A 14,392-nucleotide genomic window follows, 5' to 3' on the forward strand; every position below is an offset into this window, starting at 1 on the left:
ATCCGGCCGGACCACCACAGCGCATCACGCATGACCGATCCGGGTCCCGTACAAGGAGGTAGAGATCGGGCCTTCCCCCAAGGCCGGGAAGTTAGCCTGTTTGTGCTGGCGGCAAGGGTGTTGAGGCCCGGGTTGTGGCTGCGTAGAGGCCGGGTCCGAGTCTGTGGATGAGCCCGGTGTCGGCCCATCGGGAGAGCTGCCGATGCATGGTGTGCAGCGTGACGTCGCCGAAGTGGGCAGCGATCTCCGCGGGTCTCCACAGGCGGGTCGGGTCGTCCTGCAGCAGGGCGAGAATGCGATGCCGTCGGCGCTGGGCCGGGGCGGTGTGGCGGTCATCGCGGGAGACCGTGGGCAAAGGCGTTTGTTCGGGGCCGGGTTCGAGGACGGTGACGGTGAGGCCGGTGATGGTGCGGCTGTGATCGGGGCGGCCGTCGCCTCGTCGCTCGCTGTAGCGGGACATCGGGGACTTCACCTTGCGGGTGCTCGCCCGGTGACGGCGAGGCGCAAGGAGTCGGGACAGCACCCGCCGACCGATCAGTCCGAGGCGGCCGGGATCGTCGGGGACGATCCCGATCGCCTGGACGACCTGGTCGCGGGCGGTCTGCGTGCCACGGTGAAGCTGCAGCGGTCGGGGTCGATGCCGGGGACGGACTCGGCGGCCTCGACCATCACGACCCGTAGGGCCTGGTAAAGGGCGAGCAGGGCCCACATCTCCTGTTCGAGGCCGACCGCGTCGCCCGAGCGGAGGTGCCGGCCGGTGAGGAGCGTGTGGCGGAGCGCGTGGTACGCGCTCTCGTGTTCCCGGCGCTCGTGGTAGAGGCCGATCAGCGTCCTGGCCGGGTGCCGGCGGTGATCGGCCAAAGTGGTGACCAGCTGGTAGGAGTCGGTGAAGGCGGTGCCATCAGCGCAGGTCACCGTGATCTCGGCGTCGATGATCCGGACTGCGACAGCGCCGGTCACCGGCAGGTAGGAGCCGTCGTCGGGGCGGGCCAGGACCGGGGTGCGCCGGTTGCTGCGGAGCCGGCCCAGTACCTTCGCGCCGGTCGTGGTCACCCGGGCAAGGAAGTCGTCGGCGTCGAAGCCCTTGTCCCACAGCACCAGCATGTCCGGCCCGAGCAGGTGCAGCAGCCGGCGGGCATAGGCGGTCTCACCCTCGTCGGTAGGGTTGAACACCGCGCCGATCAACGCTCTCGTCCCGGTCTCGACCAGCGTCGTCAGCTCCAGCGTGGGACAGCCGTGATGGGCTGTGCGCCCGAGCCAGGACCGGTTGCGGGGTGAATCGGGTACCCGTAGCGAGCTGCAGCCGTCGAAGGACACGGTCCGGTAGGAGCTGAAGCGCACTCCCGGTGTCGTCGGGTGGGCCAGGGGCCCTGCGAGGACCTCGAACAGGGACCGCACCGGCGCGGCCCCCAGCCTTCGGCGAAGGTCCCGCAGGGCCTTGGCACTCGGCGAGGCCACCGGGATCCCGGCCAGGCCGCCGGTGAGCTTGTCCCAGACCAGCCGGTAGCCGACCTCGGGGAACAGGCACATCGCGAGCAGGAAGTACATCCCGACCCTGGACGGCAGATCACGCAGCCGCCGTTGCACGGTCCGCGTCTCCGACAGCACCGCGTCCACCAGCTCGAACGGCACCACGGCGGTCGGCTCTCCCGGATGGCCCGGCGCGAACCGGCCCGCCGCCACGGTCACCGAACGGGTGACGGCCATCAGCGCGGACGGCAGGGCAAAATGGACCCGCAACGGAGCTCCTCACGTACAAGCTGTCTTGGTCGACTGCCTGTACCAACGCGCTCCGTTGTGCTTTCGCCTCGGACACTCAACACACTTGCGGGACCTGCGAAAACGCTGACTTCCCGGCCTTGGGGGAAGGCCCCGCGTTGGTCCCGAGCCTGAAGGGCATCGATCAGTACCTGAGGCGATGGGCCACGCAGAAGTACAAGCGGCTCCGGCGACGCCGGAGCCGGGCGTGGCAGGGCTTGGAGAAGACCGCCAAGCTCTGCCCGGGGCTCTTCGCCCACGGGAAACTCCTTCGGCCTCGAACGACCGGGTGACGGGAGCCGTGTGAATCGAGAGGTTCACGCACGGTTCTGAGAGAGCCGGGAGGTGAGATCCCTCCCGGCTACTCGCTGGAAGCATGTCGGGTATCGGCGGACACCGCCTGGTCGCCCCTGGACCGTGTGGACTGCGGGCGTGGCGGCTTCAGGCGCGGCGCGCGGACAGGCCGGTGGTCACCGGCTCGTCCGGCCGCCCTACCGCGCGTCCTGGCGCCCTCGCCGTTTGCCGGTCTCGGCGCCAACGGCATGCCGGTCAGCTTTCCGCAGCCTCCCCGGCGTGCCGCCGGATCGCGCATTCGACGCCGTCGAGGATGCGCTCAAGGCCGTAGGTGAACAGGACATCAGGGTCGGCGAACCGTCTGGCCTCGCCGGGGTCGAAGGCGCCGGCGTCCACCGCCCGGCGCAGTGCGGGGAAGCGTTCGGCGTCGGCAAGGGCTCTCATCGCCGTGCCGTAGGCGGCCGCCCCTTCGCCGACCGGGACACCGCTTTCCCGTGCGGCGTCCTGCATGTCGGCAAGGACCCGGGCGTCCGCGAACACGTGTCCGTTGAGCAGCAGCAGGATCTGGGTCTTCTCGAACTCGCCGAGGGGTGTTGCGGCCAGGGCGCGCAGGCCGCGGTCCAGCCAGGTGAGCTGGCTGGGGGTGCCCATCCGCTCAGTGACCCGGATGCGCTCCAGCCATGGGTGGCGCTGCATGGAGGCCCGTAGCTCCCGCGACCACTTCTCCAGGGCGGTACGCCAGTCGTCGTCGGGGATGTCGAGCACAAGTGGTGGCTCCCAGGCGGCGTCGTGCATGAGGAGCAGGAGCTCGTCCTTGCCGGCGACGTAGCGGTAGAGCGACATCGTGGTGAACCCGAGACGTTCGGCGACGCGGCTCATCGAGACCGCGCCGAGACCGTCTGCGTCGGCCAGCCCGATCGCGGCCTGGACGATGCGCTCCAGGCTGAGGCCCAGTCTTGGCTTGCGCTGGGCCCGCTCGTCGGTTCCCCACAGCCGCTTCAGGCCGCTGGGCAGCCCTTCGTTCGCCGTCTCGGTCCGCTCGGTCCGTTCATCCACGATCTATAGTGTAGACGATGTGTATGTCATACACTCAATGTACGGCATACATTCCGGCTTGCGGAATTCCGTAATGAGGTGACAGAACGTGACGACAGCGATCTCGGTGTCCGGTCTGGTGAAGGAGTTCGGGTCGACCCGGGCCCTGGACCGGCTCGACCTGACCGTCAAGACCGGAGAGGTGCACGGCTTCCTGGGACCGAACGGCGCCGGGAAGACCACCACGACCCGGATCCTGCTCGGCCTGCTCCGCAAGGACGGTGGGGATGCCACCGTGCTCGGACGGGACCCGTGGCGCGATGCCGTCGCGCTGCACCGCCGTATGGCCTACGTACCGGGCGAGGTGCATCTGTGGCCCAATCTCACCGGCGGCGAGGTGATCGACCTGCTGGGCGCCCTGCGGGGCGGTCTCGACCCGGCCCGCCGCGCCACCCTGCTGGAACGCTTCCAGCTCGACCCCACCAAGAAGATCCGCGCCTACTCCAAAGGCAACCGGCAAAAGGTGGCCCTGGTGGCGGCCTTCGCGTCCGACGCCGAGTTGTTCCTCCTCGATGAGCCGAGTTCCGGTCTGGACCCGCTCATGGCGGCCGTCTTCCAGGACGTGGCCCAGGAGGCGCGGCAGGCCGGCCACACGGTGCTGCTGTCCAGCCACATCCTGGCCGAGGTCGAGGCGCTGTGCGACCGCGTCACCCTCATCCGCGCAGGTCGGACCGCTGAGACGGGGACCTTCGACCAGCTGCGCCATCTGACGCGTACGAGCGTCGTCGTCGAGACGGCCCAGCCGGCCGGCACGCTGAGCACGCTGCCCGGGGTGCACGACCTGAGCACCGACGGCCGTCATGCGCGCTTCGGAGTCGACCCCGGTGAGCTCAATCAGGTGCTGCAGCACCTCGTCGCCTACGACATACGCACCCTGACCAGCTCACCGCCCACCCTTGAAGAGATCTTCAAGCGCCACTACGGGGACGGCGTGGCCACCACCGCCCCGGACGCCGAGACCACAGCGGACACCACCTGGGCGGAGCAGGTGAGTTCACGATGACCGCGCTCACCGGCACGACCGCGCTCACCCGGCTCGCGCTGCGGCGCGACCGCTTCGCGCTCCCCGCCTGGGTACTGGGCCTGGCCTCCCTGATGGCCGGGTTCACGGCCATGTCGGCCGGGCTCGAGGACGCCGATCTGGTCCAGGAGACCGAGTTCACCGCGGGCAACCCCGGGCTGCGCATCTTCGGCCTGGCCTCCGGGGCCAGCGTCGGCGGCTACACGATGCTCCGGAGCTACCTGCTGCTGGCGGTCCTGGCCGGGCTGATGAGCACGCTCGCCGTGGTCCGGCACACCCGGCAGAACGAGGAGACCGGCCGCGCCGAACTGGTGGGCGCCTCCTCGACAGGACGGCACGCGGCCCTGACCGCGGCCGTCGTCGTGGCGGTCTGCGCGAATACCGCGCTGGCGGTACTGACAGGACTGGCCATGATCGTGAACGGTCAGCCGGTGGGCGCGTCGTTCACGGCAGGGGTCTCCATCGGCGCCGCGGGTACGGCGTTCGCCGGCGTCGCCGCGATCACCGCGCAGCTCTCGTCGAACTCACGGGGGGCCAATGGTCTCGCCGCCGCGGTGCTGGGCGTCTCCTTCCTGCTCGCCGGCGTGGGCAACATGCTCGGCAGCGTCGATGCGAGCGGCCTGTGGGCGGAGAGTTCCTGGTCGGCCTGGTTGTCGCCGCTGGGCTGGGGCCAGCAGATGCGGCCCTTCGACGGCGGACGCTGGTGGCCGCTGGCGCTGTTCGCCGTCTTCCTGGCCGTCCTGCTCGCCGTGGCGTGCTCGCTCGCCGGACGGCGGGACGTCAGCAGGGGCGTACTCCCCGACCGGCGCGGGCGCGCCGCGGCCGCACCCGGTCTCCTCAGCCCGCTGGGCCTGGCCATGCGTCTGCAGCGCGGCACACTGCTCGGGTGGGCGACCGGCATGCTCACGCTGGGCGCGGTTCTGGGCGCCGTCACCGACGACGTCAAGAACCTCGAGGGCGCCGCCCTCGAGTGGTACACGCACATGGGCGGCACCGACCGGATCGTCGACGCCTACCTCACGTCCATCGCAGAGATGGCCGGTATGGCCGTCGCCGTCTGCGTCGTCCAGATGCTGCTGCGTATGCGCGCCGAAGAAGCCGAGGGTCACCTGGAGTCCCTCCTCGCGTCGTGCGTGAGCAGGCCCCGGTGGGCCGTGAGCCATGTCCTGAGCGCGGCGACCGGCGCGGTGGGGCTTCTCCTGGTCTTCGCCGTCGGCACGGGACTGTCCGCCGGGCACGTGCTGGGCGACACCCCGGCCCAGCTTCGCGCCATGACCGAGGCGGTTCTGGCCCAGCTGCCCGCGATCCTGGCGATCGGCGCTTGCGCGATCGCGGTCACCGGGCTGCTGCCGCGCTGGGCCGGACCGGTCTCCTGGTCGGTCCTCCTGGCGTCCCTCCTGCTGGGTCCGATGTTCGCCCCCACCATTGACCTGCCGCAGTGGGTGCAGGACGTCTCACCGTTCACCCACACCCCCAGGGCCCCGGCGGGCAGCGTCACCGCCGCCCCGGTCGTCACCCTGCTCGGGGTCTCTGTGGCCCTCGCCGCAGCGGGCCTGATGTCCTTCCGCCGCCGCAGCCTTGTCCTGCCGGCCTGATGCAGAAGCTCCGGGTGGCCGCGCCCGTGTAGCGGCAGCCCGCAAGCAGGCCCGACGCGATCACTCCCCGCCGCACGCCGGTGCGCCGCACCGGCATCGCTGCCGGCGCGCTGGCGTTCATCGGCGGGGTGGCCCAGGGCGACGCGGGGGACGACAGGCAGGCGTCCGGCGCCGGCACGATCCCGGCCCAGCCCATCACCCAGGCCCGGGGCGCCGCCACCGGCCCGCCCTGGGCCGCTCCGGCGGATCCATCCGCCCGGGCGGATGCGGCGGGGCCGGCGCTGCTCGGCTCCGAGGGCCGAGCGCTGCACATCCACTCGCACTTCGACGTGGTCGTCGACGGCGAGCCGTGACCGTAGCGTCCGGCATCGGCGTCGACGACGAGAAGCACAGCATGAGCCCCTGCACACGCATGACCCATCGGGCCTCATCCACATCGAGTCGCCGAGGAAGGCGGACTTCACCCTCGCCCCGTTCATGACCGAGTGGAACGTGGCGCTGACCGCCGACAACATCGGAGGGCTGAAGACCGGCGACGGCAAGGAACTCCACGAGTACGTCGACGGCGAGGAGTACGTCGGCAACCCCGGCGCGATGAAGCTGAGGTGGCGTCAGGAGATCGCGATCGTCCACGGCGCAGCGAGCAAGAAGATCACGATCCCGGACAGCTACAGCTTCTCGCCCGGCGAGCGGCTCTCGCCGGGCCGGCGGGGGCGACACCGGGTACGGTCCCTCCCCTCTCCCTTTCGGGATGCTGCGGCCGGCTTCCCCGCCACCCGGCGCGCCCCAGCCCGGGGCTGTCAGATGAACGAACGGTGCAGCCACGTTGGTTGGGGCGGAGGCCGTTCTCTTCTCGAACATCGTGTGCGTTTCCGCCGGTCGGGCATGAGGCGGCGCCGTAAGGCCACCGGACGGCCTGCCCGGGCATCTGAGTGACGCTCAGGCCCTGAGCCGTACGGCCGCGCGGTTCCTCGTCGAGCAGAACCGCGCGGCCGTCGCCGTGCTCCCGGTCGCCGCTACGGGGCGTCCAGGACGGTTCCGTTCAGCACCGGGCCACCGGGGACCGGGTCCCCGTTGTCGTCGGCCTGCTGGAACCGTACGGACTCGGCGGGCTCCGTCACCCGGTCCGCGACCGTGGGCAGGGTCACCTCTGCGCTCACCTTCCCCGCGGGCAGATACACCCACTCGGAGAGGTACTTCACCTTCGACAGCGGCCGTTCGGGATCCGGCTTCTCACCCGAGGATTCCTCGAGCCACTCCGGGGCGACGTCCTTGGTGGACAGTTCCGGGCCGTCGGTTACCGGCACGACGGCGAAGGCCACGCCGAGATCCACGTCCACGGCCTGCGACAGGGACACCTTCCACTTCAGGGGCTGTCCCTCGGCCACCCGGTCGGCCACCGGTGTCACGCTGACCGTGGGCATCGGGTCGTCGTTCAGCACGGTGATCCCGCCGCGGTAGGAACCGATGACGGCGCCCCGTACCGCTTTCACCAGCACGTTGTTCTCCACATCGTAGGAGAACCGCGTGTCGCCCTTCACCTGCACCGCCACGTCGATGTCATGACCGCCCGGGCGCACCGTCACCAGATGCTGCTCGGCCTTCCCGGTGACCGGGTCGACGACGTAGACCCGCACCTGCCCGCTGCCCCGTCCGGACACCTGCACCGGCACGTGGTACGTGCGCACGCCGGAGTCGCCTTCCTCGACCGCGGTGCGGCCGACGTCGACGCGCGGCAGCGCGGGCTGCACTGCCGCCGGGGTGCCGGGACGCCAGCCCCAGGCGTCCATCAGCCATGCCTTGCCGGAACGCGAAAGCGGGGTGAGGCCGAGGGATTTGACGTGCTTGAGGTCGAGGCCGGCCCGGGAGGCGGCCGTCAGCGGGACGCGGATCTCCCGCGCCCAGTAGGAGGCGGTCCGTTCGCTGCCCGGCAGGCCGTCGACCCGGACCCGGCCGAGGCTCGCTCGCTTCCCGCTGGTGTCGGTGAGGGTCACGTCGAACTGCGTGCCGGCCGAGTTGGGCGGCACGAACATCCGCAGCGCCAGGTCCTGGGAACCGCTGAGCGAGACCGGCGCGGCGGGGTGCACCTTCACGGTGTTTCCGGCCGCGGACCACTTCAGGGCCACCGCGCGGCGGCCGACCTCTCGGCCGGTCTCCCATTGGGCGAAGTGCGGTGAGCTGCCCTTTGCCCCGGGGCCCAGGCAGGCCACGCGCGGATCCGGGTCCACGGCCGCGCACAGCCGCCCGCCGGTCACCGAGACCTTGCCGTCCGGCAGGAGGCCGCCGCCACGCCTCGCTCCGACTGCGTGCGTGAGCACGCGCGCGGGGTCGGCCGAGGGCGCCCGCCTGCCCGAGCCGTCGAGCAACGGCCGCACCCGGTCGTCACCGGCGACGAACAGCCGGGCCGCCGCCGCGATGTAGGTGCTGCCCGCCCGGTGCTGCCGGTCCGCGGTCAGCCGGGTTGCGGCGCCCGGCGAGCACACCGGGTCGCGGTGCTCGGGATCGTCGTAGAAGTCGTCCTCCGCGGGTGCTTCGGCCTGCCCCGGAGTCCACTCGGTGTTGAAGAAGTTGTGGTCGGCGCCGACCATGTACACAGCGCTGTGCAGTGCGGCGCCCCGGCTCACACCTCGGGTGCCGTCGACGTAGACCTCGCCCTGGAGGTCGGACACGTCGCCGTCACAGCCCGGCAGGATCGTCACCGACGGCACGTCCGCGACCGGGTTCTGGCCGAAGACCGTCGGTCCGATGAGGACGGTGCCGCGGATGTGCCAGCGCACCGGGCCGTGGTAGCCGTCCTGGGCGGCGGGCGGCGGGTAGAGGCTGTCCATCGCGGCCCGGTTGACACCCTCACCGCCACGCGAGTGGCCGACGAGCAGGACGCGTGAGAGGTCGGCCCTCGGGGCGTTCCGCACGACGGCGGGCGCCGAGTCCGGATGGGCGGCCCAGCCGGCCCAGCGGGCGAGGTGCTGCCGCACCAGTGAGGAGCGGGCCTGCGCGCCGCCGTCCTCGGCCGCGTAGTCCTGGCCGTTGATGCCGTTGGCCGAGATCGACACCGTCATATAGCCCTGGGACGCGAGGAGTCGCTGGTCGCGCAGATAGCCACGGTGGCTGGGGATCGGCTTGGTGCCTGCCGGGCAGGGCCAGTCGCCGCTTGCGTCGCCGCCGCGATAGCAGGTGGTGTGACGGCCGTGCAGGAACAGGACGAGCGGGCGTGGGCCGGTGGCGCCCTTCGGCACGACCACCACGGCCTTCATCTCGACCGGCTGCTTGAACCCGGGCAGCCGCACCGGGTCGAGGTCGTACTCGCCCGTCGTGGTACGGAACGCGCCAGGCTTTCCGGGGTCGACGGAGTTCGCTGGGAGAGGGGCGGACGGCTGCGCCGCGGTCGGGGAACGCCGGCCGCCTTGGGTCTGCGTACGCCCCGCCGCGTCCAGTGTCCGTCCGGCGGAGCGCACTTGGAGCCCCTTCAACGACGTGGTGTCGCGGGCCCGGCCGAGGTCGAGACGGAATGTGCGCCCGTCCTTGTCGGGCCGGGGGACACCGAGCCTGCGGCCTCCGGAGTAGAACTCGACACGCGCGTCCCCCATGGGTACTTCGGCGATCGAACGCCAGACCAGCTGCCGTTTCGTCCCCTCACCGGCTATCTCCCAGCCGGGCGGGAGACCGCCGTTCCTGTCGGCCACCGCCCTGGACGGTCCGGTGTCCGGCACCGCTGCCGCCTGTGCCGGCCCTGGCGATCCCCCCGCCACCGCGAGCACCACCGCGGCAGTCACCCATATTCGCCGGGTACGCATCTAGGCACCCCTCCTCAACTTCCAGGCTCAGGCACCCCGTTGGTCAGCGGGGGCCTCTCGCTCCTCAGAGGATGGCGAGCGGAGCGTGTGGGTTGCCTGTGGGCCGTGACCGATCAGAGCCGGACCGTACGGCTGCGCCGACCGGGCGGAGGGGCTTGGAGGCACGGCCACCGAGAAAGGGCACTGGGCGCTTCCCAGTTGGCCGGAGATCGTTTCCCGCTGGGGCGGCCCCTCGATATGGACTGGAGTCGGGGCGGCTGCGCAGGGCAGAGTGGGACGGTGAGTGAACTGTGGGCTCATGCCCTGACGTGGGCGGATGTGGATCCGGCTCGACATCCGTTCGAGATGGACGACGATACGGCGGAGGAGTTGGCGAGCCTTGTCGTGCCCTTGCTGCCCAGCGCTGAAGTCGCTGGCGAGGATCGCCGGCGTTCGCTGGATCCCGTCACCAAGTTCCTGGCTGACCGGTACGGCCGATGGGCCTGTGGATGGAACTGGTCGGTCGGTGAGGGCGACGTCGACGGAGGCGTCGTGGAGGTGTGGTGCTGTTCATCCGACTCCGTGACGACCCCGGATGCGACCGCCCCGCTGGTTGTCGAGGCCCTTCGGGAACGGCGTGGCTGGCTGGAAGACCTGACGGAACGGTTCGCGGACCTGGCTCCGCCGGGGAACACCCCGGTGACTTCGACGGACCGCTGGTACTGGGAGCGAGCATGCACCCGTCTGGTCACCGTGGTGGCCGACCGCACCCATGCCGAGAGCGGCTGGTACGGGCACTGCATGCAAGTCCTCCGATGGTTCCTCGCCTACAGCGGCATCGACGAGGGCCAGGCACAGGAGATCGTCGAGAACGCGGTCGGCGGCCGGTTCGGCAGTTGGATCGCGCCTGACGTTCCGGTGGTCGACGCGGTGAGCTCGCGGTTCGCCAGCAGCGTGGGCGAAATCAGATGACTTTCGGGCCCGGCCAACCGAAGGACAGCCTCGCCGACTGGCTGCGCATTCGGACGAAGATCTCCTGGCCATCCTGGCACGGCGCACACCCCGACTCTGGAGCACCAGCCAGCGACGGCTTCCGAAACTTCTTCATGGCGACGCGAGGCGGACGTGACAGCGAGGGAACCGCGCGGGTCCTGACCGCCCTCGACCTGGCCTTCGCCGACGCGGAGCAGGGCAGGCCGCTGACCTTCGCCCTGATGGCGAAGTGGCAGCGGACCGTACTGGGCCACGACCTCGTCGGTTTCCGCACGATGCCGGCCTTCGCGAAGGGCGGACGGGAGCGCTACGGCCTCGCACCCGATACGCGGGCGCGATTCGAGCACTGTCTGACCGAGAGCACTCAACCGGATCTGCCCCTCCCCTCACGCGCCGCCCGTGCCTACCTCGACATCCCCTTCTTCCATCCGTTCGAGGACGGCAACGCGCGCGCGGCCATGCTGACGTTGGCCTTCGTCCTGGCACGCGAAGGCGCCCTCCTCGACCAGGTCCACCCACTGCAGACCACCCGCTGGGCCGACGACGCCGAAGGCGCGGCCGATCTGGCGGTGCTGCTCGGAATCCTGACCACGGCGGCGGAGCGACGTCTGTCCCACGTAAGGCAGTCATGAACGAACGGGACCTCCTGCTCAACGAGCTCGCGCAGGGGCTGCGCCCGATGTCAGAGGGCATCGAATGGTTCAACGGCCTCGGCCAGGAACAGCAGTCCGAGGTGCTGCTGTTCCTGCGCCATCACTGCGTCCAGGCGCGCGCCGTCGCCGAGGACGCACCGGAAAGCATCCGCCGTGCCGGACTGCGCCCGACGCACACGCCCGCAGTGCTGATCTCACAAGGCCGGATCGACGAGCAACTGGGAAAGATCGCGGGTCTGGCGCCCCTCGACGAACGCCGGAAGGTGTTCAGGCTGCTGATCGCGGTGCTCACGATTGCCGACGCGCGGCGCCGCGAACGCTTCTGCTCCGGCGGCTGCGGTCACTGGTGGCACAGGCTCTCCCCATCACCGGACAGCCCAGCGCCATCCCCCTGAAGGCCGGTTACCAGTTGGATCAGTCCCACCAGAAGCCCCAGTTGTGGACACCGGTGAGCCGCTCTGCGTACGCGGACAGTGTGTACGGCTGTCTGCCTTGCCAGATGTTGTCGGGGCAGAAGGCGAAGTGCTCGGCAGCGACCAGGAGGGCGTCCTCTTTTGTTGTGGGTGGGGCGGCGACGCTGAGGTGCAGGGTGGAGAAGCCGACCGCGACGACACGGGCGCCGAACCGGTTCTCCCAGTCGCCGACGACCGCGGAGAACTTCGCCGTGTCGTTGTCGTAGTTGACGGGACCGGACCATCCTGCCGTTGTGAGGGCTTCGGCGCCGGATGCGGCGGTGACCAGCCCGAGACGCGACCGGGGGTGGTCGGAAAGGAACACCTCGGCGTAGTCGGCGGCCAGTTGGTCGGCGCTCATCACTGCTTCTCGGCGAGGTGCGCGTCCGGGCCAGCTCTGGCCGAAGGGGGCGGTGACGGCGAGGCGCCGATCGGCCGACAGCATGTCGTCGTCCTCATCGACGGCGGTGTACCTCGCCCACCACGTCGCGAGAAGGTCGGCTGGGTCGTGGCTCGCGACGGCGGACATCTGCTCCGGGAAGATCTCGCCCGATCCCCAGGGGCGGAATTCCGCGTCCTCGGGGTCGAGCGCGTCAAGCAGTAGGGGCCACTGGCCGGTGCCGCCGTGTGCGGCGTGCATCCGAGCCCACAGCCCGTCTGCGGCCGGCTCGTCGCTGAGCCATAGGGGTTGGGAATCCCCATCGCCTTCACTGGACGTGATCATCCGGCCGGGCGGTATCACTGGGCGGATCCGATCACACGGTCACGGAACTGTTGGAAGGTGTGCCAGCCCGACATGTGTCCCGGATTGATCAGTTCCCCTTCGGCGAGGTCGAGCACCTTGCACCGCAGAGCCTCCGCGAGGCGGAAGACGGGTGCCAGCGCGTCGTCGCCGGAGCCTCGAATGTGAAGCATGATCGAGTCCACCGGGTCTTCTGAGCCGATGTTGAGTTCGATGGACCACGTGGGGCCGGACAGGTCGCCCCACGTGGGGTCCGAGAGATCAACTTCAGGAAGTGCCTGGGTGACAGCCGCGAGCACGTCGTATTGTCGGCCGAGCGGTTCCGGCGAGCAGCCGTCGGGAAGCTCGTGCATCGAGGTGACGTCGCCGGGCAGGCGGAGGAGGAGCACGTCCCAGCTCATGGTGGCCTTTCGGGTAGGAATCGAGTAGCGGCCGCGGTGGGTCAGATCAGGCAGAGCTGCTCTCAGGGAGGCCGTGGCAGGAGCACGTTCTGCAATTGGCGGACGTTCGTGTGCCAGGGGGCACCACCCGACTCGGCCCACAGCTCCATCAGCTCGGACGGCTCGGTCATGACACGGTCGAGGGCCTGACGTGCCAGATCGCGCAGGCCTGTGAGATCAGGAAGGGGCTCGTCCGGCCCATAAACGGGATCAGCAGGCTCACCCCCGGGACACTGCGCCGCGACGAGGGCGGCTGCGGCCGCGGCTGCCTCTGATTCGGGCACTTCGAGGTAGTCCACGGTGTCGATCACACGTGTGAGAGCGCCGCGAACGATGCCCTCGCGTTCGTCGGCGGTTGCCTCGTCAAGGTCGCAGCACAAGTCCGCTGCCCTGTCGTTGCCGAAGGGGCCGACGTCCCAGGTGCCCATAGTCTCTCCCGATCACGGTGCTGACCGAGGAATCCTGACAGAGGCCACTGACATTGATGCTGATAGATGAGGTGGCCTGGGCAGGGGCGTCTGTGTGAACGTGCCGCCTGGGCCGTCTACGGAAGCGACATGTCGTGCCGGATGTCGCATTCGTCGTCTCGAAGGTGTACGCGGCGCAGATCTTGGAGTGCGGCAACAGGGAAGGGGTGCTGCACCCACTTTGCTCGATAGCCCTCTTCGCCGTGGATCCGCAACACTGACTGTGCGGCTTCCATGACGGCATGGCTCAGAACGCTTCGGTCTTGCCTCGAACTCCAAACGAGCGTGCCGTCAGCGTCGTTCGCGTCAAAGCTCGCTGACATGTCCGGGAACCGGTAGATCGCGATGTCGACGTCCGGGCCTTGGCCCCGAAGAACCCACCTGAGTTCGGCCGGTTCGAGGTCGAAGGAGAACCGGTGGACGGTACCTGGACCATAGAGACCCGCAATGCCATGAAGCACGTCGGCAAGAGCATCCGTGCAGTAGCTGACGAAGTTCTTGTGCTCCGAAGCCCCGTCAGCAACACGGCACGTTGCCCAGCCGGACCCGCTGAGCTCCCAGCTGAACTCGAGATCAGTCATCGCCCCTGGCCTTCTCGGAATCGGGACCGGAAAACCGTGAGCTCTTGGCCTCCAGGGCTGGCTCCCGCGCGACGTCCCGACGGTAGTCGTCCAGTAGGCGGAAGAACTCATCGACCGGCGTGGTTCCGGCCGTCGCCCTGTGCTCGATCTCCGCGGCCCAGCCCAGGGAACCGGACAGGCCGTGCTTCTCGTGAAGCCAGCGGACGAAGTCCGCTTCGGGCCAGAAGACAAAGGGCTCGTCAATGGAGTGCACACCGAGCGCAACGCGGTAGCCGATGAGGATGAACTGCAGGTCCTGAAGCCGGCCGCTGGGCAGCCACATGCCGGGCCGGAGACGGATCTGGTTCAGGAAGTCATTGACGTCTGTGCAGTCCTGCCAGTGCTTGACGGTGGCGTGCGGTACGGCTTCGGTCGGCATGCGCCGACCCTAATACTGGGTGGGGGGTTTGTTGGTGTATCGAGTGTGTGCTGGCCTGGGGTGTTGTGGGTGTGTTGAGAGGCGGGGTGGGCGGGGTGTGTGTGCTGGGC

General features: G+C 69.8%; 16 protein-coding genes. 7 read left to right on the forward strand and 9 right to left on the reverse strand.

Annotation, left to right across the window (positions count from 1 at the left end; genetic code table 11):
- Window positions 1-91: 91 nt before the first annotated feature.
- The 3 genes from ABZ862_RS37640 to ABZ862_RS37650 all read right to left on the reverse strand — a co-directional run bounded on the left by ABZ862_RS37640 (window position 92) and on the right by ABZ862_RS37650 (window position 3,108).
- Complete coding sequence (locus ABZ862_RS37640; RefSeq protein WP_360968882.1) at window positions 92-460, reverse strand: hypothetical protein; 369 nt, start codon at window positions 458-460, stop codon at window positions 92-94.
- Window positions 461-534: 74 nt separating this feature from the next.
- On the reverse strand, window positions 535-1,740 hold the full coding sequence (locus tag ABZ862_RS37645; protein WP_360968885.1) for a transposase domain-containing protein: 1,206 nt from the start codon (window positions 1,738-1,740) through the stop codon (window positions 535-537).
- Between the two features lie 567 nt (window positions 1,741-2,307).
- The gene (locus ABZ862_RS37650) at window positions 2,308-3,108 is read right to left on the reverse strand and encodes a TetR/AcrR family transcriptional regulator (RefSeq protein WP_360968888.1); all 801 of its coding nucleotides are present in this window, start codon (window positions 3,106-3,108) and stop codon (window positions 2,308-2,310) included.
- Between the two features lie 88 nt (window positions 3,109-3,196).
- Here ABZ862_RS37650 and ABZ862_RS37655 point away from each other — a divergent pair, with 88 nt between their 5' ends.
- The 4 genes from ABZ862_RS37655 (at window position 3,197) to ABZ862_RS37670 (ending at window position 6,699) form a co-directional block, all read left to right on the forward strand.
- Complete coding sequence (locus tag ABZ862_RS37655; RefSeq protein ID WP_360968891.1) at window positions 3,197-4,150, forward strand: ABC transporter ATP-binding protein; 954 nt, start codon at window positions 3,197-3,199, stop codon at window positions 4,148-4,150.
- On the forward strand, window positions 4,147-5,763 hold the full coding sequence (locus ABZ862_RS37660) for an anibiotic ABC transporter (RefSeq protein ID WP_360968894.1): 1,617 nt from the start codon (window positions 4,147-4,149) through the stop codon (window positions 5,761-5,763). Before ABZ862_RS37655 ends, ABZ862_RS37660 begins: the two co-directional genes overlap by 4 nt.
- A gap of 80 nt (window positions 5,764-5,843) precedes the next feature.
- Window positions 5,844-6,116: a hypothetical protein gene (locus ABZ862_RS37665; protein WP_360968896.1), complete on the forward strand. Its 273-nt coding sequence runs from the start codon at window positions 5,844-5,846 to the stop codon at window positions 6,114-6,116.
- A gap of 124 nt (window positions 6,117-6,240) precedes the next feature.
- A complete protein-coding gene (locus ABZ862_RS37670) occupies window positions 6,241-6,699 on the forward strand; it encodes a hypothetical protein (RefSeq protein ID WP_360968899.1) in 459 nt (152 codons plus the stop codon).
- A gap of 80 nt (window positions 6,700-6,779) precedes the next feature.
- On the opposite strand, the gene ABZ862_RS37675 is transcribed toward ABZ862_RS37670, so the two are convergent.
- The gene (locus ABZ862_RS37675; RefSeq protein ID WP_360968901.1) at window positions 6,780-9,557 is read right to left on the reverse strand and encodes a hypothetical protein; all 2,778 of its coding nucleotides are present in this window, start codon (window positions 9,555-9,557) and stop codon (window positions 6,780-6,782) included.
- Window positions 9,558-9,836: 279 nt separating this feature from the next.
- Between ABZ862_RS37675 and ABZ862_RS37680 the strand changes: the two genes are divergently transcribed.
- The 3 genes from ABZ862_RS37680 to ABZ862_RS37690 all read left to right on the forward strand — a co-directional run bounded on the left by ABZ862_RS37680 (window position 9,837) and on the right by ABZ862_RS37690 (window position 11,577).
- Window positions 9,837-10,508 (forward strand): hypothetical protein, encoded by a 672-nt coding sequence (locus tag ABZ862_RS37680; protein ID WP_360968904.1) that lies wholly within the window; start codon window positions 9,837-9,839, stop codon window positions 10,506-10,508.
- Between the two features lie 134 nt (window positions 10,509-10,642).
- Complete coding sequence (locus ABZ862_RS37685; RefSeq protein WP_360968907.1) at window positions 10,643-11,161, forward strand: Fic family protein; 519 nt, start codon at window positions 10,643-10,645, stop codon at window positions 11,159-11,161.
- Window positions 11,158-11,577, forward strand: a complete 420-nt coding sequence (locus ABZ862_RS37690) for a DUF5958 family protein (RefSeq protein WP_360968910.1) — start codon at window positions 11,158-11,160, stop codon at window positions 11,575-11,577. The genes ABZ862_RS37685 and ABZ862_RS37690 overlap by 4 nt, the downstream gene beginning before the upstream one ends.
- A gap of 19 nt (window positions 11,578-11,596) precedes the next feature.
- Here the strand turns inward: ABZ862_RS37690 and ABZ862_RS37695 are convergent, their stop codons facing one another.
- The 5 genes from ABZ862_RS37695 to ABZ862_RS37715 form a co-directional block, all read right to left on the reverse strand.
- Window positions 11,597-12,274: a DUF4253 domain-containing protein gene (locus ABZ862_RS37695; protein WP_360968913.1), complete on the reverse strand. Its 678-nt coding sequence runs from the start codon at window positions 12,272-12,274 to the stop codon at window positions 11,597-11,599.
- 98 nt (window positions 12,275-12,372) lie between these two features.
- On the reverse strand, window positions 12,373-12,777 hold the full coding sequence (locus tag ABZ862_RS37700) for a hypothetical protein (protein ID WP_360968916.1): 405 nt from the start codon (window positions 12,775-12,777) through the stop codon (window positions 12,373-12,375).
- A 62-nt stretch (window positions 12,778-12,839) separates the two neighbouring features.
- Complete coding sequence (locus ABZ862_RS37705; RefSeq protein WP_360968918.1) at window positions 12,840-13,244, reverse strand: DUF4259 domain-containing protein; 405 nt, start codon at window positions 13,242-13,244, stop codon at window positions 12,840-12,842.
- A 116-nt stretch (window positions 13,245-13,360) separates the two neighbouring features.
- Window positions 13,361-13,864: a hypothetical protein gene (locus ABZ862_RS37710; RefSeq protein WP_360968921.1), complete on the reverse strand. Its 504-nt coding sequence runs from the start codon at window positions 13,862-13,864 to the stop codon at window positions 13,361-13,363.
- A complete protein-coding gene (locus ABZ862_RS37715; RefSeq protein ID WP_360968924.1) occupies window positions 13,857-14,282 on the reverse strand; it encodes a hypothetical protein in 426 nt (141 codons plus the stop codon). The genes ABZ862_RS37710 and ABZ862_RS37715 overlap by 8 nt, the downstream gene beginning before the upstream one ends.
- Window positions 14,283-14,392 lie beyond the last annotated feature (110 nt).

Source organism: Streptomyces sp. NPDC047000 (assembly GCF_040644295.1).
Taxonomy (GTDB): Bacteria; Actinomycetota; Actinomycetes; order Streptomycetales; family Streptomycetaceae; genus Streptomyces.

Bases quoted from the DNA above. Each gene is read 5' to 3' on its own strand.
- ABZ862_RS37640 (WP_360968882.1), bottom strand. From the start codon at position 460: ATGTCCCGCTACAGCGAGCGACGAGGCGACGGCCGCCCCGATCACAGC.
- ABZ862_RS37660 (WP_360968894.1), top strand. From the start codon at position 4,147: ATGACCGCGCTCACCGGCACGACCGCGCTCACCCGGCTCGCGCTGCGG.
- ABZ862_RS37670 (WP_360968899.1), top strand. From the start codon at position 6,241: ATGACCGAGTGGAACGTGGCGCTGACCGCCGACAACATCGGAGGGCTG.
- ABZ862_RS37675 (WP_360968901.1), bottom strand. From the start codon at position 9,557: ATGCGTACCCGGCGAATATGGGTGACTGCCGCGGTGGTGCTCGCGGTG.
- ABZ862_RS37685 (WP_360968907.1), top strand. From the start codon at position 10,643: ATGGCGACGCGAGGCGGACGTGACAGCGAGGGAACCGCGCGGGTCCTG.
- ABZ862_RS37690 (WP_360968910.1), top strand. From the start codon at position 11,158: ATGAACGAACGGGACCTCCTGCTCAACGAGCTCGCGCAGGGGCTGCGC.
- ABZ862_RS37695 (WP_360968913.1), bottom strand. From the start codon at position 12,274: ATGCACGCCGCACACGGCGGCACCGGCCAGTGGCCCCTACTGCTTGAC.
- ABZ862_RS37700 (WP_360968916.1), bottom strand. From the start codon at position 12,777: ATGAGCTGGGACGTGCTCCTCCTCCGCCTGCCCGGCGACGTCACCTCG.
- ABZ862_RS37705 (WP_360968918.1), bottom strand. From the start codon at position 13,244: ATGGGCACCTGGGACGTCGGCCCCTTCGGCAACGACAGGGCAGCGGAC.
- ABZ862_RS37710 (WP_360968921.1), bottom strand. From the start codon at position 13,864: ATGACTGATCTCGAGTTCAGCTGGGAGCTCAGCGGGTCCGGCTGGGCA.
- ABZ862_RS37715 (WP_360968924.1), bottom strand. From the start codon at position 14,282: ATGCCGACCGAAGCCGTACCGCACGCCACCGTCAAGCACTGGCAGGAC.